Annotated in this window: 17 protein-coding genes and 1 tRNA gene; 13 read left to right on the top strand and 5 right to left on the bottom strand. The window is 70.7% G+C overall.

Annotated elements, in window-relative coordinates:
- The first annotated feature begins 1066 nt into the window (after positions 1-1066).
- The 6 genes from DEJ21_RS18565 to DEJ21_RS06410 all read left to right on the top strand — a co-directional run bounded on the left by DEJ21_RS18565 (position 1067) and on the right by DEJ21_RS06410 (position 6892).
- On the top strand, positions 1067-1855 hold the full coding sequence (locus DEJ21_RS18565) for a pseudouridine synthase (protein ID WP_231495626.1): 789 nt from the start codon (positions 1067-1069) through the stop codon (positions 1853-1855).
- Between the two features lie 58 nt (positions 1856-1913).
- Positions 1914-3026 carry a prephenate dehydrogenase gene (locus tag DEJ21_RS06430; RefSeq protein WP_051596539.1) on the top strand — a complete coding sequence of 371 codons (1113 nt, stop codon included), beginning with the start codon at positions 1914-1916 and terminating at the stop codon, positions 3024-3026.
- A gap of 194 nt (positions 3027-3220) precedes the next feature.
- Positions 3221-3916 carry a (d)CMP kinase gene (gene cmk, locus DEJ21_RS06425; RefSeq protein WP_111038957.1) on the top strand — a complete coding sequence of 232 codons (696 nt, stop codon included), beginning with the start codon at positions 3221-3223 and terminating at the stop codon, positions 3914-3916.
- Positions 3917-4025: 109 nt separating this feature from the next.
- Positions 4026-5546, top strand: coding sequence for a ribosome biogenesis GTPase Der (der, locus tag DEJ21_RS06420; protein WP_071405612.1), 1521 nt, complete (start codon positions 4026-4028; stop codon positions 5544-5546).
- A 114-nt stretch (positions 5547-5660) separates the two neighbouring features.
- Positions 5661-6287, top strand: a complete 627-nt coding sequence (locus DEJ21_RS06415; RefSeq protein WP_146247713.1) for a hypothetical protein — start codon at positions 5661-5663, stop codon at positions 6285-6287.
- Positions 6288-6370: 83 nt separating this feature from the next.
- Positions 6371-6892 carry a hypothetical protein gene (locus tag DEJ21_RS06410; RefSeq protein WP_017885892.1) on the top strand — a complete coding sequence of 174 codons (522 nt, stop codon included), beginning with the start codon at positions 6371-6373 and terminating at the stop codon, positions 6890-6892.
- A gap of 81 nt (positions 6893-6973) precedes the next feature.
- On the opposite strand, the gene DEJ21_RS06405 is transcribed toward DEJ21_RS06410, so the two are convergent.
- The gene (locus DEJ21_RS06405) at positions 6974-9130 is read right to left on the bottom strand and encodes an ATP-dependent DNA helicase RecQ (RefSeq protein ID WP_220036559.1); all 2157 of its coding nucleotides are present in this window, start codon (positions 9128-9130) and stop codon (positions 6974-6976) included.
- Between the two features lie 75 nt (positions 9131-9205).
- Positions 9206-10681, bottom strand: coding sequence for a hypothetical protein (locus DEJ21_RS06400; protein WP_111224085.1), 1476 nt, complete (start codon positions 10679-10681; stop codon positions 9206-9208).
- Between the two features lie 70 nt (positions 10682-10751).
- Here DEJ21_RS06400 and DEJ21_RS06395 point away from each other — a divergent pair, with 70 nt between their 5' ends.
- The 4 genes from DEJ21_RS06395 (at position 10752) to DEJ21_RS06380 (ending at position 14263) form a co-directional block, all read left to right on the top strand.
- Positions 10752-11582 (top strand): endonuclease/exonuclease/phosphatase family protein, encoded by an 831-nt coding sequence (locus DEJ21_RS06395; protein ID WP_111224084.1) that lies wholly within the window; start codon positions 10752-10754, stop codon positions 11580-11582.
- The gene (locus DEJ21_RS06390) at positions 11579-12160 is read left to right on the top strand and encodes a hypothetical protein (protein WP_146247712.1); all 582 of its coding nucleotides are present in this window, start codon (positions 11579-11581) and stop codon (positions 12158-12160) included. The genes DEJ21_RS06395 and DEJ21_RS06390 overlap by 4 nt, the downstream gene beginning before the upstream one ends.
- 137 nt (positions 12161-12297) lie before the next feature.
- Positions 12298-12371 (top strand) — tRNA-Pro (locus tag DEJ21_RS06385).
- 143 nt (positions 12372-12514) lie between these two features.
- A complete protein-coding gene (locus DEJ21_RS06380; protein WP_146247711.1) occupies positions 12515-14263 on the top strand; it encodes an IS30 family transposase in 1749 nt (582 codons plus the stop codon).
- A 206-nt stretch (positions 14264-14469) separates the two neighbouring features.
- Here the strand turns inward: DEJ21_RS06380 and DEJ21_RS06375 are convergent, their stop codons facing one another.
- Complete coding sequence (locus tag DEJ21_RS06375) at positions 14470-14787, bottom strand: hypothetical protein (protein WP_146245701.1); 318 nt, start codon at positions 14785-14787, stop codon at positions 14470-14472.
- 108 nt (positions 14788-14895) lie between these two features.
- Here DEJ21_RS06375 and DEJ21_RS06370 point away from each other — a divergent pair, with 108 nt between their 5' ends.
- Positions 14896-15810 (top strand): bifunctional 2-polyprenyl-6-hydroxyphenol methylase/3-demethylubiquinol 3-O-methyltransferase UbiG, encoded by a 915-nt coding sequence (locus DEJ21_RS06370; RefSeq protein WP_111224081.1) that lies wholly within the window; start codon positions 14896-14898, stop codon positions 15808-15810.
- Positions 15811-16464: 654 nt separating this feature from the next.
- On the opposite strand, the gene DEJ21_RS06360 is transcribed toward DEJ21_RS06370, so the two are convergent.
- Together DEJ21_RS06360 and DEJ21_RS06355 are read right to left on the bottom strand one after the other, a co-directional pair.
- Positions 16465-17418, bottom strand: a complete 954-nt coding sequence (locus DEJ21_RS06360) for an SDR family oxidoreductase (protein WP_111224079.1) — start codon at positions 17416-17418, stop codon at positions 16465-16467.
- Positions 17419-17478: 60 nt separating this feature from the next.
- Positions 17479-18225: a DUF3159 domain-containing protein gene (locus DEJ21_RS06355; RefSeq protein WP_111224078.1), complete on the bottom strand. Its 747-nt coding sequence runs from the start codon at positions 18223-18225 to the stop codon at positions 17479-17481.
- A gap of 187 nt (positions 18226-18412) precedes the next feature.
- Here DEJ21_RS06355 and DEJ21_RS06350 point away from each other — a divergent pair, with 187 nt between their 5' ends.
- The gene (locus tag DEJ21_RS06350; RefSeq protein ID WP_111224077.1) at positions 18413-19258 is read left to right on the top strand and encodes a helix-turn-helix transcriptional regulator; all 846 of its coding nucleotides are present in this window, start codon (positions 18413-18415) and stop codon (positions 19256-19258) included.
- A gap of 82 nt (positions 19259-19340) precedes the next feature.
- Positions 19341-19539, top strand: a 199-nt coding sequence (locus DEJ21_RS18470) for a hypothetical protein (RefSeq protein WP_220036558.1), incomplete at its 3' end; no start/stop codon positions are given.

Below are 19539 nucleotides of genomic sequence, written 5' to 3'. Positions count from 1 at the left end.
ACGCCCGCCGCGTGACGACGACCGTCGTGGCGGGTACCCGTCGCGCGACGACCGCGGCGGCGAGCGTGGTGGGTACCGCGGGGCTTCGGGTCCGCGTGACGACCGTGGTGGGTACCGGGGCCGGGACGACCGTGCCGGTGGCGGCGACCGTGGTGGGTACCGCGGCAACTCGGCTCCGCGTGACGACCGCGGTGGCGACCGTGGTGGGTACCGCGGGGCTTCGGCGCCGCGTGATGACCGTGGCGGCTACCGGGGTCGCGATGACCGTTCCGGTGGCGGTGACCGTGGTGGGTACCGCGGCCGCGACGACCGTGGCAGCTCCGCTCCGCGTGACGACCGCGGTGGGTACCGGGGTCGCGACGACCGTGGGGCTTCGGCTCCGCGTGACGACCGTGGTGGCTACCGGGGCTCGGCTCCGCGTGACGACCGTGGTGGGTACCGGGGTCGCGACGACCGCGGGAGCTCGGCACCCCGCGATGACCGTGGTGGGTACCGCGGCAACTCGGCTCCGCGTGACGACCGTGGTGGCTACCGCGGCCGTGACGACCGTGGGGCTCCGGCCCCGCGCGACGACCGAGGCGGCTACCGGGGTCGCGACGACCGGTCCGGTGGTGGCGACCGCGGTGGGTACCGCGGCAACTCCGCCCCGCGTGACGACCGCGGTGGGTACCGCGGCCGTGAAGACCGTGGTGCTTCGGCTCCGCGTGACGACCGAGGCGGCTACCGGGGTCGCGACGACCGCAGCTCCGCTCCCCGCGACGACCGCGGTGGGTACCGGGGTCGCGACGACCGTGGCAGCTCCGCTCCCCGCGACGACCGGCGCGACGACCGCCGGACTCCCGACGGCCAGCAGAGCCGCGTCTGGCACAACGGCCGCCGCTACGTCGGCGGCACCACGAGCGTCCGCAACAGCGACCGCACCACGCCGAAGCCGAGCGGGCAGCGCGACGACCGGGGCAACCCGGCCGAGGGCACGCCCGAACGGCCGATCATCGAGGACTGGGACGCGGCGGACGGAACGGCTCCTGCCGGGGCCGAGCCGAGCCTCCAGGCAGAGGGTGAGCGCCTGCAGAAGGTGATCGCCGCTGCCGGCGTCGCATCCCGCCGGGTCGCGGAGAACCTGATCGTCGAGGGCCGCGTGACGGTCAACGGCGAGGTCGTGGACGCCCTCGGGCGTCGCGTCGACCCCGAGAAGGACGCGATCAGCGTCGACGGCGTGCCCGTGCAGATCGACTCGTCGCGGCGCTACATCGTGCTGAACAAGCCGACCGGTGTCGTCTCGAGCCTGCAGGACGAGCGCGGTCGCCGCGACCTGACCGAGTTCGTGGACCGCTACGAGGAGCGCCTGTTCAACGTCGGCCGTCTCGACACCGAGACCTCCGGGCTGCTCGTCCTGACGAACGACGGCGACCTGGCACACGTGCTCGCGCACCCGTCGTTCGGCGTGCAGAAGACGTACATCGCGAAGGTCCACGGCAACGTGAACCCCGCCGTGGTGCAGCGCCTGACCGAGGGCGTCGAGCTCGAGGACGGTCCGATCAAGGCCGACAAGGTGCGGTTGCTCGAGTCCTCGCGGGGTGAGTCGCTCGTCGAGATCACGCTGCACTCCGGCCGCAACCGCATCGTCCGTCGCATGCTCGAGGCCGTCGACCACCCGGTCCTCGAACTCGTCCGCCGGTCGTTCGGACCGCTGCACCTGGGCAGCCTGCCGCCGGGCAAGATGCGCGAGCTCGGCACGGTCGAGGTCGGCAAGCTGCTCAGCACCGTCCGTGACGCGAAGCCGTCCGCTCGTGACGACCGCGACGTCGCGCTCGACCAGGACGACGACGAGTACGAGGACGAGTCGGCGGACTGACCGAACCCGACGCTCGGGCATCGACCGATGCCCGAGCCTCGATCGGTAGGCTTGCCCGGTGACCGACGTGACCCCGACCGACATCGACCGCCGTCTGCGCGGCCCGGTCCGGGTCGTCGGTGCCGGGTTGCTCGGCGCCTCGATCGGTCTCGCCCTGCGTGAGAAGGGCGTGGACGTCGTCCTCGACGACGTCTCGCCCGCCGCGCTGGCGCTCGCCGTGGACTACGGCGCCGGGCGTCGACCGGCTGCCGGCGACCAGCCGGAGCTCGTCGTCGTCGCGGTGCCGCCGGACGTCGTGGCGACGGTGGTGGAGCGCGAGCTCGCCGCCCACCCGGACGCCGTGGTGACCGACGTCGCCAGCGTGAAGTCCGGGCCGCTCGCCGCCCTGGTGGCGGCCGGGGCCGACGTCTCCCGCTACATCGGGTCGCACCCGATGGCCGGACGCGAGCGCAGCGGTCCGACCGCCGCCCGCGCCGACCTGTTCGTCGGCCGCCCCTGGGTCATCGCCGGGCACGACGGCATCACGTACCAGCGTGCCGCGGTGGTCGAGGACCTCGCGCTCGACGTCGGCGCCACCGTCGTGCCGATGGACCCGGAGTCGCACGACCTCGCCGTGGCGTACGTCTCGCACGCGCCGCAGCTCGTGTCGACCCTCATGGCCTCGCGCCTGCGGGACGCCCCCGACGGGTCGCTCGGCCTGGCTGGCGGCGGCGTGCGCGACGTCACCCGGATCGCCGCGAGCGACCCCGGGCTCTGGGTGCAGATCATCGGAGCGAACGCCGGGCACATCCGGCCGGTGCTCACCGACCTGCGCGACGACCTGTCCCGCGTGATCGACGCGCTCGGCGACCCAGACGGTGCCGGTTCGCCGCGCACCATCGCCGAGACGATCGCCGACGGCAACCGCGGGGTCGAACGGCTCCCCGGCAAGCACGGCACCACCAAGCGCTTCGCCCAGGTGGTCGTCCTGGTCGACGACACCCCTGGGCAGATCGCCGCACTCCTGACGTTCATCGGGGAGATCGGCATCAACCTCGAGGACATGCGCCTCGAGCACTCACCGGGCGCACAGATCGGCATCGTCGAGGTGTCGGTGCTGCCCGAGCAGGAACAGCGACTCGTCGAGGAACTCGAGGGGCGCGGATGGAGGATCGCAGCAGCATGGGCCTGAACGACGACACGAACGCAGCGACGAACGACTCCGGTGTGACCGGCGGACCGGACGGGCCCGACACCGGCCTCCCGACCCCGGGCCAGGGCGGTGCCGGCGGCCCGCTCAGCGGCAGCGGCGACGGTGGCGCACTCGGGGGCCCGGCCGGCGGCCTCGGTGAGCCCGGCGGGGAGCCCGGCTCGACCAGCGCCCCGATGCCGTCCGGCCTGGCCGACGGCGCCTACGTGGCGAAGATCGTCATCGCGGTCGACGGCCCCGCCGGCAGCGGCAAGTCGAGCGTCTCCCGTGCGGCCGCCCGCGCCCTGGGCTACGGCTACCAGGACACCGGCGCCGCCTACCGTGCGCTCGCGTGGCACGCCCTGCAGCAGCGGGTCGACCTCGACGACGCCGCGGCGGTCCTGGCGAGCTGGGACACCTTCGACTACGCCATCGGGACCGACCCCGACGACTACTACGTCAAGGTGGGGGAGACCGACGTGACGGAGGCCATCCGCACCCCCGACGTCACCGGCGCGGTCGCCCACATCGCCAAGCTCCCGGACGTCCGGAAGCGCCTGGTCCAGCTGTTCCGCAACGTCATGCGGAAGACCGACGCCCCGGGCATCATCACCGAGGGCCGGGACATCACCACGGTCGTCGCACCCGATGCCGAGGTCCGGATCCTGCTGACGGCCGACGAGTCCGTTAGAATGGCCCGACGCTCGGCAGAGGTCACGACCCAGTCGGCCGCCGAGACCTCCGCAGCACTCGCTCGTCGCGACGCGGCGGACGCGAAGGTCGTCGACTTCATGAACGCCGCCGACGGCGTCACGACGCTCGACTCCACCGACCTCGACTTCGACCAGACCGTGCAGGCGGTCGTCGACCTGGCCCGCGCGGCCACGCACTGACGCACGACCGGACGGCCTCGGCCGCCTGGTCACACCACGGCCGGACCCCCGGCCCCGGCCGGCAACGGCCACCGACACCGCGGCCCCGGCCGCTCGCGAGGAACCCAAGATGGCTCAGCTGGACAACCCGGACAACGACGACTTCCCCCGGTACGACGACGCCCTCGGCGAGCGGCTCGCCGGACTCGACGAGGCCGAGGCCGAGCAGCGCGCGACCGCGCTCCGCGCCGGACTCGAGGAGTACGACCTCGAGGACGAGGACCTCGCCCTGCTCGAGGCCGGTCAGGTCGGCGAGGACGGCGTCCACTACCTGCCCGCCTACCCGGTGCTCGCGATCGTCGGCCGCCCGAACGTCGGCAAGTCCGCGCTCGTCAACCGCATCCTCGGTCGTCGTGAGGCCGTCGTGCAGGACGTCCCCGGCGTCACCCGCGACCGTGTCAGCTACAAGGCCGACTGGAACGACAAGCGCTTCACGCTCGTCGACACCGGCGGCTGGGAGCCCGGCGCCGAGGGCATCAACGCCTCCGTCGCCGCGCAGGCCGAGGTCGCGATCGACCTCGCCGACGCCGTGCTGTTCGTCGTGGACGTCACGGTCGGGATCACCGCCACCGACGAGCACGTCGTCAAGATGCTCCGCGGCACCGACCGCCCCGTCATCGTCGTCGCGAACAAGGCCGACGACGAGCGCCGTGAACTCGACGCCTACGAACTCTGGAACCTGGGGCTCGGCGAGCCGCACCCGGTGTCGGCCCTGCACGGCCGTGGCGTCGCGGACCTGCTCGACCTGATCATCAAGACGCTGCCCGACACCTCGGCCGTCGCCAAGCAGGAGGTCGGTGGCCCCCGCCGCGTGGCCATCCTCGGCCGCCCGAACGTCGGCAAGAGCTCGCTGCTCAACAAGGCCGCCGGTGAAGAGCGGGTCGTCGTGAACGACATCGCCGGCACCACCCGCGACCCGGTGGACGAGCAGATCGAGCTCGGCGGCAAGGTGTGGCGCTTCGTCGACACCGCCGGCATCCGCAAGCGCGTGCACATGCAGCAGGGCGCCGACTTCTACGCCTCGCTCCGCACCACCGCCGCGCTCGAGAAGGCCGAGGTCGCCGTCGTCGTCCTCGACGTCACCGAGCCGGTGTCCGTGCAGGACCTCCGCATCATCGACCTCGTCCTCGAGTCCGGCCGTGCCCTCGTGCTGGCCTACAACAAGTGGGACCTGCTCGACGACGAGCGCCGCCGCTACCTGGAGCGCGAGATCGAGCAGGACCTGGCGCACGTCGCCTGGGCCCCGCGCGTGAACATCTCCGCCCGCACCGGCCGTCACCTCGAGAAGCTCGTGCCGGCGCTCGAGACCGCCCTCGAGTCGTGGGACACCCGCATCCCGACCGGCAAGGTCAACGCCTTCATCGCAGAGCTCGTGCAGGAACACCCCCACCCCGTGCGCGGCGGCAAGCAGCCCCGCATCCTGTTCGGGACCCAGGCGTCGAGCCAGCCGCCGACCTTCGTGCTCTTCACGTCGGCGTTCCTCGACCCGCAGTACCGACGCTTCATCACGCGTCGCCTCCGCGAGGTCTGGGGCTTCTCCGGCACGCCGATCAACGTCAACATGCGGGTGCGCGAGCGCCGGAAGCGCTGAGCGCTCCCACCCGTCACGCAGAACGCGCCTCGATCCGTCGGGGCGCGTTCTGCGTTCGCGTTCGGCCTGGAGGCCCGGGGCCGGTCCGGCGCGCCGGTGCGGCATCATGGGGGCGTGGGTACCGGGCCGTGGGCAGCGGACCGACGTCGGCTCGCCCTGGTGGGTGTCCTCGTCGGTGTGGTCGTCGTGGGGTCGGTGTCCCTGTGGACGATCTCGCACGCACCGGACGACGGCGACTCGGTCACCCGTGCCGACTCCGTGCCCTCCGAGCCGGCGCAGTCGCCCGACGTCCGACTGCCGCCGTCCAACGGCCTCGAGGAACCGATCGAGCCCGAACCCGTCCGTCCGGTCGACGGTTCGCCCATCGACCCGTGGTGGCGCCGCGTCCCGCCGGTCTCCGGTGACATCGTCGGCATCGGGGCTGCGGCCTCCGGGCACGTGCGGATCGCCGGGAACACGGGCGACGAGACCCTCGCGGTGGAGATCGACCACCTGGAGACCGGCGGGGACGGCCCGGTCGACGTCGTGCTGTCCGCGGGGACGGTGCGCGGTGGCGCGAAGCCGGTGTGGACACCCGCCGGGGAGTCCTACGACCTGTTCCAGGCCGCCGGGGTCGAACAGGGGCTGACCGTCGTGCTCAGCGATCCGTGGTCACTGCCCGACGAGGTCCGTTCCCTGGTCCTGCTCGACGCCGACACCGGCACCGTGCTGGGCGGCGCGGCACTCGTCCCGTCGGACTGAGCGGGGCCGGGGTTGTGCGGGGTTGGGGTGCTCGTGGCTGTGCCGCGTCCGCCGCCACCGCCGGGATGGGGCACGATGTACTGGTGACGCAGCAGAACGACGGACTCGGTGTGCTCGCCGACCGCGTGTGGTGCCGTCTGCGCCTCGACCGGTTGGCCGGAGGTCGGCAGTCCGGGTACGTGATCCGCGAGGACATGCTCGAACACCCCGACACCGTCCGCTCGTTCCGGTGGATCCGGTGGCTGCTCGTCGCGGAGACCGTCGTCGGCCTCACCGCCATCGTGGTCGCCGTGCTGCTGACCCGCGCGGGGGAGTCCCTGTCGTGGGCGGTGTGGTTCCGGTCCACCGTGGTGCTGCTCATCACCCTGACGCTCTACGTGTTCGCCTGGCGGGCACAGCTCGGGTACTACTGGGCGTACCAGCGGCTGCGGTTGTTCAGCCGGATCTTCCCGATCGTGACGCTGATCGTCGCGGCGATCCCGGGGCTCTACCCGTTCTGGATGGTCATCGAGCAGATCCTGTTCTCGGTGCTCATGGTCGGCATCGGCGACGTGCTGACGAGCGACCACATGCGGGCCACGTTCCCGAAGCCCGCGCGGCGGTAGGGCTCCGGCGGCGGGTGGACCGGCTCCGCGACAGAACACGAGTCGATCGACGCGTGGAGTGTCGCAAAACAGGTGCGGGGGCTACGCGACCGTGGCCAGGGCGAACGGGAGCACGGCGGAGGCCCCGGCGCGCCGGAGCTCCCGGCCGGCGACGGTCATCGTCCACCGGCTGTCGACCAGGTCGTCGACGAGCAGCACCGGGCCCTCGTGCGACTGCAGGGCGGCGGCGAGCGACGGATCGACCACGAAGGTGTCCCACACGCCGGACAGTCGGTAGGCGCTGTTCGTCGCACCGTCGCCACGAGGGGTCCCGCCGGCACGGCCGAGCGTGCCGAGGAACTGCAGCCGCCCGATGGTGGACAGCGCCTGGGCGAGGGACCCCACCAGTTCGGGCCGTGACCGCGAGGACATCGCGACGACGCCGGTCGGCCGGGTCTCCCACGGCCAGTCCTTGAGCGCCCGGACACAGCCGTCGACGAGCTCGCGCGAGATCGGGGCATCGGGGGTGGACGGCGAGAACAGCGCACGCAGGGGACCGCCCCAGCCGAGGTCGGTCAGACGCGCCACCGCACGGCCGGGCTGCACGAGCTCGTCCGGGCCGATCTTGCCCCGCACGGAGACCCCGAGCGACGACATCCCCGAAGGCCACTGGGCACGCGGGGCGATCTCGACGCCGACCTTGTCGAGCGCGGCCGCTGCCCCGGACGAGTCGGTGTCGGACACGGCGGTCGGGAACCAGGCGCCGGCGCAGTTGTCGCACCGGCCGCAGGGCTCGGCCGAGGGGTCGTCGAGGTCCTGCTGCAGCAGCTGCATGCGGCAGGCCGAGGTGGACTCGTAGTCGAGCATCGACGCTGCCTCCGCAGCACGGGCCGCTGCGACCCGCTCGTACCGGGGCGCGTCGTACTCCCACGGCTGTCCGGTCGACACCCAGCCGCCGGTGACGCGTCGGACGGCGCCGTCGACGTCGAGCACCTTGAGCAGGAGTTCGAGGGTGGAGCGCTTGATGTCGACCAGGCCCTCGAGCGCCACGGTCGACATCGCGGTGTCGGTGGACAGGGCACTGAGCACGGCGGCGGCGCGGGCCTCGGTCGGCATCGAGGCGCTGGCGAAGTACTGCCAGATCTCGCGGTCCTCGCGCCCGGGCAGGAGCAGGACGTCGGCGTTGTCGGTCGCACGACCCGCACGACCGATCTGCTGGTAGTAGGCGACGGGCGACGAGGGCGCTCCGACGTGCACGACGAACCCGAGGTCGGGCTTGTCGAACCCCATGCCGAGCGCACTCGTGGCGACCAGGGCCTTCAGCTCGTTGCCCTTGAGCTGCTGTTCGAGCTGTTCGCGCTCGTCGGTGTCGGTGCGCCCCGTGTAGGCGCGGACGGCGTACCCGTTGTCGCGCAGCAGCCGTGCGATGTCCTCGGCCGCCGAGACGGTCAGCGTGTAGATGATGCCGCTGCCGGGCAGATCGCCGAGGTGCGCGAGGAGCCACCCGAGCCGCTGACGGGCATCGGGCAGCGTCAGCACGCCGAGGCGGAGGGACTTGCGAGCCAGGGACCCGCGGATGGTGAACACCGGGTCGGCCGGACCGGCGGTGAGCTGTTCGGCGACGTCCTCGACCACGCGCTCGTTCGCCGTCGCGGTGGTGGCCAGGACGGGGACGCCGTGGGGGAGCGACCGGATGAGCTCGGCCAGTCGGCGGTAGTCCGGCCGGAAGTCGTGGCCCCAGTCCGAGATGCAGTGCGCTTCGTCGACCACGAGCATCCCCATCCGGGCGATCAGGGTCGGCATCTGCTCGTCGCGGAACTTCGGGTTGTTCAGCCGCTCGGGGGAGACCAGCAGCACGTCGACCTCGTCACGGGCGAGGGCCGCCTGGGTCTCGCCCCACTCGTGGGCGTTCGCGGAGTTGATCGACACCGCGCGGACACCGGGCCGCGCGGCAGCGGCGACCTGGTCACGCATCAGGGCGAGCAGCGGCGAGACCAGGACCGTCGGGCCGCCCCCGCGTCGGCGCAGCAGCAGCGTCGCCAGGAAGTACACGGCCGACTTGCCCCACCCGGTGCGCTGGACGACGAGGGCGCGCTGCCGGTGCTCGACCAGCGCCGAGATGGCCTCGAGCTGGCCGGGGTGGAACACCGCGTCGGGGCGCCCCGTGAGCGCAGCGAGCGCCTGCTGCGCCTCGGCGGCGATGTCCGCAGAGGGGGACACGGAAGACGACGCGGTGGACCCGACACCAAGACCAGACATGCCCCCATGCTGTCAGCACCGACCGACGAAACCCGACCCGAGCCTCCTATCTGTGGACAACGCGACGGGGCGCGCTTACTGGTACGTGACCAACGACGGTGTCGGCTGCACCTGCTGCATGGTCTGCGCGGGCGTCAGCATGGGCGTGTCCTCGTCGTAGAAGTTCTTCCAGCCCCAGTGCAGCCCCTCCGGCGCGCCCTGGTGCAGTGCCTTCCACGTCGCCTGCTTGTCCGGCTGCGACCCCTGCCCGTCGACGTGCACGAGCATGTCGAGCTCCGGGTGGGTCTGCAGTGCGGAGCGGTCCTGGATCATCGACAGCCGGAACTGGTGCAGCACCAGGGCCTTCGGCGGCAGCCCTTCCTTCTGCACCAGTGCAGCCAGCCACGAGGAGACCTCGTTCACCTCGGACGCCGACACGCTGCCGATCTGCTTGAGCGGCACCTGGTCCTTCGTCAGCCGCCACTCCGGGTCGAGCGCCAGCCACACGCCGGGCTTCTTCAGCAGCGACTCGTACTTCTTGGCCTGCGACAGGAAGTCCGACCGCCCGGGCTGCAGGTCGATGATGACCGGCATGTCCGCGTCGTGCGCGGCGTCGACGTAGGGCTCGAGCGTCGACACCGGCAGCTCGGTCGAGTAGTCGCCGTCGGCGCCGGCGTCCCCGGCGGCGACGGTCGCGATGACCTCCATCGCGGGCGTCATGAGCTCGTCGGACTCCGCCCGGTACGGCTTCGCCACCCGTTCGGCACGGTGCACGGTCTCCTTCGGACCCTGCTCGCCGAGCACGCCCAGCGCCGGCGCCCCGGGAGCCCCGTACAGCGCGACGTACCGGTGCCCGTCGAACGGCCGCTGGCCGCCGTTCCGCAGCTGGAACCCACCCTCGGCAGCCCGGACCGTCCACTCCGGGTCGTGCAGGGCGTCGAACGCCGCGCCGACCAGGACGGTCGGGTGCTTCGCCCGCTCGTGCAGCGCCGTCACCACGTCGGGCGCGGCAGCCGGGTCCGTCACGCCCTCCGGCATGGTCACGACGCGAGCGCCGGCGGCCTTCGCGGTCGCCACGGCAGCAGCGTCCGCAGTCGCGTCCGCCACCACCACGGTCGCCTGCCGGGAGGCCCGGGTCGGCTCCGGCGCGTCCCCGCCGTCCGGCGCCGGCCGCTGTTCGACGTCCGTGTCGACCGACACGTCACCCTCGGCCTGGTACCAGTCGGCGCCGAGCCGGTCGAGCTCGCGGGCGACGGCAGCGCTCGTGTTCTCTGCGGTCAGCAGCACCGGGACGTGGGCGCTCGCCGCAGCCTTCGCCGCACCACGGATCCCGTCGGTGTCGCCGGTCCGGGCGACGACCGCTCCCGGAGCACTCGCGAACAGGGCCTTGCTGACGCGGACGGACCGGGCGGCGGCGTCCGCAGCGTCGGCCACCGTGACGGTGTCGGCCGAGGCCTTCGCCAGGGTCGGGCGGCTCGTGTCCGGTCCGCTCGACGTGCACCCGGCGGCTCCGAGCAGCAGCCCGGAGACCGCGATCGCGATCAGGAAACGAGGGGTGGAACGAGAACGCATCGAGCCACCATACGAGCCAGGCGGAGAGGTCCCTGGGAATCCGACGGGTGTCGTCTCGTAGAAGGGAGGCATGCCCCACCACCCCGACGACCGCCCGCTCATCGGACCGGTCCGGTCGCCCGAGGTGCACTGCATGACGCTCAACGTGCGTCGCCGCGTGCCGCGACAGCCGACACACCCGGACGCCTGGGAGCGCCGCCGTGACGCCGTCCTCGCGCTCGTCACGTCCGAAGCGCCCACCGTCCTCGCCGTCCAGGAGGCCCTGCCCACGCAGGCAGACGACCTGACGTCCGGCCTGGGGTCGGGTTGGGAGCCCGTCCTGGCCGGGCGGGGCGCGCGTGGCGGTGGCGAACAGGTCGGCCTGTTCTTCGAGCGCTCCCGCCTCGACGTCGTCGAGCGTCGCACCTGGGCGCTCTCCCGCACACCCCACCGCCCCGGCTCTCGGTCGTGGGCCACGTCCTTCCCCCGGCACGCCGTCGGAGCCGTCGTCAATGACCGAGCGACCGGCGTCCGGTTCCTGGCGATCGCCACCCACCTCGACGTCGCCTCACCGTGGGCCCGGCTGCGGTCCGCCGAACTGCTCGGCCGGATCGTCCGGCAGCGCGGCCTGCCCGCCGTGGTCATGGCCGACTGGAACAGCCCCGCCGGTTCCGCACCATGGCGAGCCCTGGCGGAGGCGGGTGTCGAGGACAGCTGGGGGCGGGCCTCCAGGCAGGTGGGCGAGCCCTACGGGACGTACCCGCACTACGGGAGTCCGCGCGTCGGCGGCCGGCGGATCGACGGGGTGCTCGTGACCGCCGAGGCGGAGGTGGACCGCGTTGCGGTCGACGTCCGGCGGCCGGGAGGCGTGTGGCCGTCCGACCACGCCGCCGTGCACGCGGTCGTGCGGTGGGCGTCGTGATCCGCACGCTCGGGCCGACGTTCCTGCGGCCGCGGTTCCTGGCGGCCGACGTGGTGCGGGCGCTGACGCTCGTGAGCGTCGTCGTGGCGAGTGTCGGGTGGGGCGGAACGGCGTTCCCGGTCATGGCACTGGCGCTGTTCGGGGTCGTGGTGCCACGGATGCTCGGGCTGCGGCCCGCCTTCGACGTGGCGGTGTGCGTGCTCGTGCTCGTCGCCGGGTGGTCGAGCGTGCTCGAGTGGTACACGACGGTCTTCCTGTGGGACAAGTTCATGCACGTCGTGTTGACGGGGCTGCTCGCGGCGGTGCTCTACGTCATCGGCGCCGACCTGCGTGCTGTGCCGGCCCCGCACGCCGAGCGCCGGGTGGTCGTCGCGGTGCTCGCGCTGTGTGCGGGACTCGCGGTCGGGGCGGTCTGGGAGATGGGGGAGTGGCTCGGGCACAACTTCGTCGACTCGAAGATCTTCGTCGGGTACGACGACACGATCGGGGACCTGGCGGCGGACGGATCCGGTGGGTTGCTCGTCGGGCTCGGGTTGCCGTGGTTGGCGGCGCTGCGCGAGGTGGTGCGGCCGGGCTGAGCGTGTGGTTCGGGTCGCGTTGCTCCGACTCGCCGTGGCACGGAGGGGGTCTGACGTCCGCTATGCTGGACCGGTCGCTCGCGCTCCGGTCGGACGCGGGCGAGGATCCTCCGGGGTCCTGAGTTCTCCGGAACTCGCGGGCTGTGGCGCAGCTTGGTAGCGCACTTGACTGGGGGTCAAGGGGTCGCAGGTTCAAATCCTGTCAGCCCGACCGAAACGTGTCTGACACGACGACAGAAGCCCACCGAGGATCTCGGTGGGCTTCTGTCATTCCGGCGGGTGTCGTTGGGTCGTCCGCATAGCGCTCCCCGGATTCACTTGGTCGACGCAACACCTTCCTCGGAGGTGTTCCGCGTGTACCTGTCTCTGTCATCACCGCAAGCTGTCCGGTTCCTCGCGCTGATTGCGGAGGGGCGAGGTCTCAAACCTTCCGCCCGAATCGCTGGCATCGGCAAGGAGACCGGGTACCGGTTCCTGCGCGAGCGGTATCTGCAGCTGCGCCGTGCCGGTCATGATCCCGCGGCGGCGCTGGAAACGGTCGGGGTGACGAGCAGCCGTGCAGCGTCCTGGGAAGCGCGCCTGAACCTCGACGGACGGCACCATCTGCGCGTCGAGCTGAGTGTCGAGGACCGGTTCTGGTCGGCGTTCAACGCAGGCGCATCCGTCGATGCTGCCGCGGCCGGAGCCGGGCTGGGCCGCGCGACCGGCTACCGGCTTCTACGACGTCGATTCGACGAGCTCCGGGAAGGAAGCTCCGTCGCATCTGCCGCCGTCACGCTTCGGTTGAGCGGGAAGCGCGCTGACCTGCTCGAGCGGGAACGGCGGAGCAGACTCCGCAGCGACCAGAGCGCCGCCACGGCGGCGCTGCGCAAGGCGTTGGCTGCTTCGGCGCGCGTTGCTGAGCTGTCACTGACGACGACGCGGGGAGGGCGAAAAGCCGTTGGCGTTGAGGACGAGTACTGGAAGCTGATGCGGCAGGGCATGAGCAACACCGACGCCTGCAGACTGCTTGGCATGTCTCGACGCTCCGGCACCCTGATTCGCCAACGAGCCGGCTACCGCATCCCGCCAGCGAGCCCTATCGAGCCGGCGTCGTCGGGACGTTACCTGGCGCTGCGGGAACGACTCCAGATCGCCGACCTCCACCGACTGGGGCTCTCGATTCGCCAGATCAGCGTCCGTCTGGGCCGGCACCCGTCAACGATCAGTCGCGAGCTCCGTCGGCACCGGACAGGAAGCGGGGACTACTTGCCGCATCTTGCTGACGATGACGCCAGGCGCCAACGCGCCCGTCCGAAACCGCACCGCCTCGTCGCCGATGCCGCGCTTCGACGGCTGGTGCAGCGGAAGCTGAACCGGTTCTGGTCACCGGAAGAGATCAGCGGCTGGCTACGAAAGACCTACCCCACCGACGCGGCAAGGCGCATCTGCCACGAGACCATCTATCGAGCCCTGCTCCTCCGGGACGATGCCGGCCTGCACAAGCGCTACACGGGCAAACTCCGCACCGGACGTCGAGTCCGACGCACCAGGTGGAACAACCCCATCGGTCGAGGATCCCGGATCCGGAACATGGCCAGCATCACCGAGCGCCCCGCGGAAGCAGCCGACAAGCAGACCGCCGGCCACTGGGAAGGCGACCTCATCGTCGGTGTCGGCTCCGTGTCCGCGATGGCCACCCTCCGTGAACGCACCACCCACTACGGCATCGTCGTGAACCTCCCGAACGATCACACTGCGCGCAGCGTCAACGCCGCGATCACGGAAGCGTTCGCTGCGATCCCCAAGCACCTGAAACGGTCGCTGACCTGGGATCAGGGCGTCGAGATGGCTGCCCACGAACAACTCACTGCCACGACCGGTGTCCCCGTGTTCTTCGCCGACCGTTCTAGCCCCTGGCAGCGCGGCGCGAACGAGAACTTCAACGGGCTCCTCCGGCAGTACTTCCCCAAGGGCACGAACCTTGCCCTCCACAGCAGCAGCCACGTCACCGCGGTGATGAACGATCTCAACAACCGCCCGCGAAAGCGCCTCGACTACGACACTCCAACCCAACGATTCAACGCCGAGAAGCGCCGCATCACTGCCCTCCAGCTACCCTGAAACCAGCCCCAAATTGACCATCTGTTGCGTCGACCATCAGAATCCGCCGCTCCCTCATTGCGACGATGAGCGGACCACCTATGTGCGACACGAGTCTGCTCGCGGGTCGTCCAGTTCCGAGTTGGACACCGAGGTCCGTGGAAGGACCGTCTATCGAGACGGTTCGGATCTGCCCTACGGGAGCGGATTGAAGACGCGGAGCTCGTCTACTCCATCAGAGACTGCACTGCGTTCCACAGGTCCATCTGTGTGCCGCCGGCGAAGAACGCACCCGCTTTCTTGAAGCGATAGCTGTAGGAACCGGGCCACCCCGTATCGATACGCCGTACATGGCCAAGAACGCGGCCGTCGTCTCGGCGCGTGACTTCCCAGTCTGAGGGCAGTCCCGCCGGCGGACCTTCGCAGGTGACGATGTAACGGTTCCCTGAGTCAGTTTCCACCTCGAACTGCTTCTGATGGTCAAGATCAGCATCGCGATCTTGGGCCTGCCCATCGATCGTCACGGTCGCGATATTCGCCTGCATGATCCTCATCCTCCCTGAAGTCCGTGGGTCGAGGCCGTGGCTGAGGGGCTCTTCCTGAGCCGTTGACCGGTAGCCGATCGGCTATCGGGACTGGTTTAGCCTCGTCCGATGGTGGATCTCGATGCTCGTCTCGTCGCGTTGTACGACGAAGACAACCCTGACGGTGCCGACAGTGACTTCTACCGAACGCTCGGCATGTCGATGGCCGCGCGATCCGTAATCGACCTTGGGTGCGGAACCGGCTCACTCACCGTGAGCATGGCCGACGCCGGGATGTCTGCAGTCGGGGTCGATCCCTCAACGACGATGCTCGACTACGCCAAGCGCCGGCCCGGCGCTGACGGCGTGACGTGGGTACTGGGTGATAGTCGCGACCTCCCGAACGTCGGCGCCGACTACGCCGTGATGACCGGCAACGTCGCGCAGCACATACCCGATGGGGACTGGCAGCGGACGCTCGCCGATCTTCACCGTGCACTCCGCCCCGGCGGGACCCTCGCGTTCGAGAGTCGGAATCCCGCCGCCGAAGCGTGGCGCGCTTGGTCCGCGCCGGAGCACACCATCCGCGAGACCACGAGCGGTTCTTTGGAAGAGTGGTCGGAAGCTCGGGAGATCTCGCCCGGAGTCGTCCGCCTGGTCGCTCACAACACCTTCACCGACACAGGCGAACAGCTCTCATACACAGAGGACCTGTTCTTTCGCGAGTCGAGCGAGCTCGAGCATCAGCTCGAGCACGCAGGCTTCCGAGCCGAGGCGGTGTACGGCGACTGGCGGTGCGGTGCGTTGACCGACTCGTCCCAAGTCTTGGTCCTGGTTGCCACTGCCCGGTGGCCGATCGGCTTACGAGACACGCTTGAGCAGGAGCCGGCTCCTGTGGCGACGGCGGGTGCGTCCCCGAACGGACCTCGAGCGCGCGCATCGATGCAACCAGACTGCGGCCGCCCGAGATGCCGATGCCGATGTCGATGTCGATCAGCTTTCAAGACGATCGACGAGCTGCCACCAGGTCGCCGCCCCGACTAGGTTCAATTCATGCGCCGGTCTAGAACTCAAGGCTTCGTCTGGATCGGTGGCGGGTGCCTGTTCATCGTCGTCTTTAGCTTGCTGTTCTTCCTCTACCCACGCTCGCAAGCGACGTTGATTCCGCAGATCCTCGTGCCGTTCGGCGTCGTGGAGATTCTCGTGGGGGTGGCGCTCTTGCTCCGCTCACGCCGGTAGCGCTAGTGCGCCGTTGTCGGCGCAGGACGAGCGAGACGCGCCGGGCGGGTTCGACCACCCTGGTGTTCGGTGAGCGATCCGCTTATGGGACGGTCAGAACCGGGCTGTGGTGGAAGCTCAGTTCGGCTCGGTGTCTCTGAGGGCGGCTTGCAGAGCGTGGATCGTGTTTCCGAGCGCACCAGAAGCCAGGAGCCTGAACCGAGCGGGCCCGACGAGTCTTCTCCGAGAAGCGGCAGGGTTCGGAGCGCGGCCCGTACTGATCGGCTCATATGCTGCACCTCCCACTGGACCTCGGTCTCGCCTCGCTTCGGCGATGCCAGCTCGGCCGCCTTCGCGACATGCTCGACGACTTAACACAGACGTGACGACACCCTGGGCGAATTGCCCTGAACTCCGGATCGCACCACCGTGATGAACAGCGTTCCCGGAAGCTGTCGTGCATGCCGCCCGAGTCGTCGGTCACATCACGTCGGAGGGGGTGCTGAAGGAGACTCCGGCAAGTTCTTGGGAGACCCGCCAGACCCGGTCGGCGTCGTCGAGGTCGCGCAGCGGACGGTACAGGGGGTGCTCCCCTGGGGCGCCACCGAGGTTGCCCGGTCCCGTCGGACCGTACAGCCGTCCACCCACGGCGAGGGGCGATGTAGCGGCGTAGAGCGCGGGCAGCTGGGCGCTGTCGACGGTGCCGACGAGGATCCCGGCTCGGGACAGCCTCCTGATCACGGCGATTTGGGGCGTGTTGCGCTCTCGCTGGAGCTCAGGGCGTGCGGCCAGCAGGTTCGTCGGAGCCACTCCGGGGTGGGAGAGGTTGCTCGTGATGCCCCATCCCGCGGCTCGGCTGCGCCGGTCGAGCTCGAGACCGAAGAGCCCGAAGGCAATCTTGGATCGCCCGTACGCGCGCATGCCGTGGTACCCGGCCTCGGCGTTGAAGTCGGTCCAGTCGATCGCGCCGCTCCTGGCCGCGACGCTGATCTGGGAGGTGACGCGGGCTTCTCCGTCGATCAACAGCGGCATCACGTGCCCGATCAGGGCGACGTGTCCGAGGTGGTTCGTGCCCAGCTGCAGCTCGAAGCCATCGACGGTCGTCTGCCTCTCGGGCGGGGTCATGACCCCGGCGTTGGCCACCAGGAGGTGGATCGGCCGGCCCTCCGCCCGGAGCTGCTGGCCGAGGGCGGCGACGGACGCCAGCGAGGACAGGTCGAGGTCGCGCAGCGATACGCGGGCCGCGGGGTGCTCCGCGCGGATGAGGTCGAGGGCCGCCTGCCCTTTGGCGCGGTTGCGGACGGGCAGGACCACGTCGGCGCCGGCGGCGGCGAGGCGGCGGGCGATGCCGAGGCCGATGCCGTCGCTGGCGCCGGTGACGAGGGCGTGGCGACCGGTGAGGTCGGGCAGGGCGAAGTGGTGCGTACGAGGCATGGTGTTCTCCTTGTGGTGCGTGTGCGTCTGTGACGGAGGGTGGGTGGGTGAGGCAGGTGCTCAGGGACGGCCGGCGCGGACGGCCGCGGGCACCAGGACCCGTGCTGCCCGGCGGGCGAGGACGAGGGTGACGGCGAAGTGCGCCGCGAATGCCGAGGTCGCCGCGATCTGAACCACGGCCAGAGCCGCTGGCTGGTCGGCGATGTAGAAGACGATCCGCACGGCGAGGTTCACGCCGGCGAGGCCCATTCCCACGACGGTGCTCACGGTGTACAGGCGGCGCAGGGACCGCTGCTCGCGCCAGCCTCGGGGACCACCCGAGAGAGGGCCCACGATCAGGCCCATCAACGGGCGCCGCACGGCGAGCGAGACCGCGTAGGCCGTGACGAAGAGGACGGGCAGAACCATCGTGGGCAAGAAGAAGGCGCGAGCTTCACCGACCAGGGCCGCCACCGTCGCGCAGAGCGCGGCTACGACCAGACCGGCCACGGCGGCTCCTGGGGATTCCCGTCTCGCCAGGCGGACACCGCAGGTGATCAGAGCAGTGACGGCCAGGGCGATGACACCGGGTGCGAGTCCAGCGACGGAGTCGGCGGCCACGAAGGCAATCGTCGGTGCGACGGCGGTGGCGAGCCCGAGAGGTCCTCCGACCCGGTCGAGGGCCTGGTCGAGGGTGGCACGGACGGTGGAGCGCTCCACGGGCTCTGGGATGCCGAGCACGTCACGGGTGCGTCCGCTGATGCTCGGCAGGGGGTCTCCGCTCCCGGCTCCAGCGCGTCCGGACGTCGTAGTGGGTGCCTGGTCCATGTGTTCCTCCTGGGTCGGTGGCTCTGGGACGAGCCTCGACGACGACGACTGTCGCAACCAGGACCTCCTAGTCCGCCCCTGAGCCCGGGCGGGCCGGGGCCGGCACCGCTCAGAGGGGGACCGGGAAGGCGTGGCTCGCAGCGCGAGGAGGCGATAGGAAAGAGAGCCACACATCAGGAGGAGCATCGTGACCATCGACAGGACAGGACTCGCGCAGTTCCTCCGCCAGAGGCGGGAGGCACTGCAGCCCCAGGACGTCGGTCTGCCCCACGGCAGCCGACGGCGCGCCACAGGCCTCCGCCGCGAAGAGGTCGCGGCCCTGGCGAACATGTCCACGGACTACTACGCGAGGCTCGAGCGGGAACGCGGCCCCCACCCCTCAGAGCAGATGGTCGCCTCGATCGCGCAAGGCCTCCACCTCACCGTGGATGAACGCGATCACCTCTTCCGTCTCGCGGGCCACCAGCCACCTGCACGCGGGGCGGCTCTCAGTGACCACGTCAGCCCAGGACTGCTGCGCATCCTCGACCGCCTCGTCGACACGCCCGCCGAGATCGTCACGGAGCTCGGCGAGACTCTCCGTCAGACCCGCCTGGGTGCAGCACTGACGGGCGACGCCACGAGGTACTCCGGTCCCGCTCGCAGCCTCGGATACCGATGGTTCACCGACCCGGAGGTGAGGTCGACCTACGCCTCCGAGGACCACGAGTTCCTCTCTCGCCTCTACGCCTCACACCTGCGCGAGGTGGTAACCCGGCGGGGAACGGGCTCACGCGCCGCTCAATTGGCAGACCAGGCGCTGGCCGCCAGCGCCGAGCTGCGCCGCCTGTGGAAGTTGCACGAGGTCGGCGTGCGCCCGCACGACGTCAAGCGCTTCGTGCACCCGAGCGTCGGGCGGCTCGACCTGCACTGCCAGACACTGCTGGACCCGCAGCAGTCCCACCTGCTCCTCGTCTACACAGCGGCCCCCGGCAGCGAAGCCTACGACAAACTGGAACTCCTCTCAGTCCTCGGCGACCAGACCGTCGGCTGACCTCACCGGCAGATCTCCAAGAAAAGGGGAATGCCCTGGAAACGACGGTACCAAGCGAGTCGCCGGGCTGCAGCGGGGCCGGTTGATCGCCATCGGGGCGATCCTCACTGCGCTCACCACGGTGCCCCTGATCGTCCTCCCACCGTTGCACGGTGCTGCAGCGTGGGCGTACGTCGTCCTGGTCGCTGTCCTGCTCGCGGTGGCCGACATGGTGTACCTACCAGCTGCGAACGCCGTCATGGCAGAATCGCCCCACCCCCCCTCACTCAGACAAATCGACG

Origin of the sequence: Curtobacterium sp. MCSS17_006 (assembly GCF_003234215.1) — a bacterium.
GTDB lineage: Bacteria > Actinomycetota > Actinomycetes > Actinomycetales > Microbacteriaceae > Curtobacterium > Curtobacterium flaccumfaciens.
This window is presented reverse-complemented; position numbering and strand designations above follow the sequence as displayed.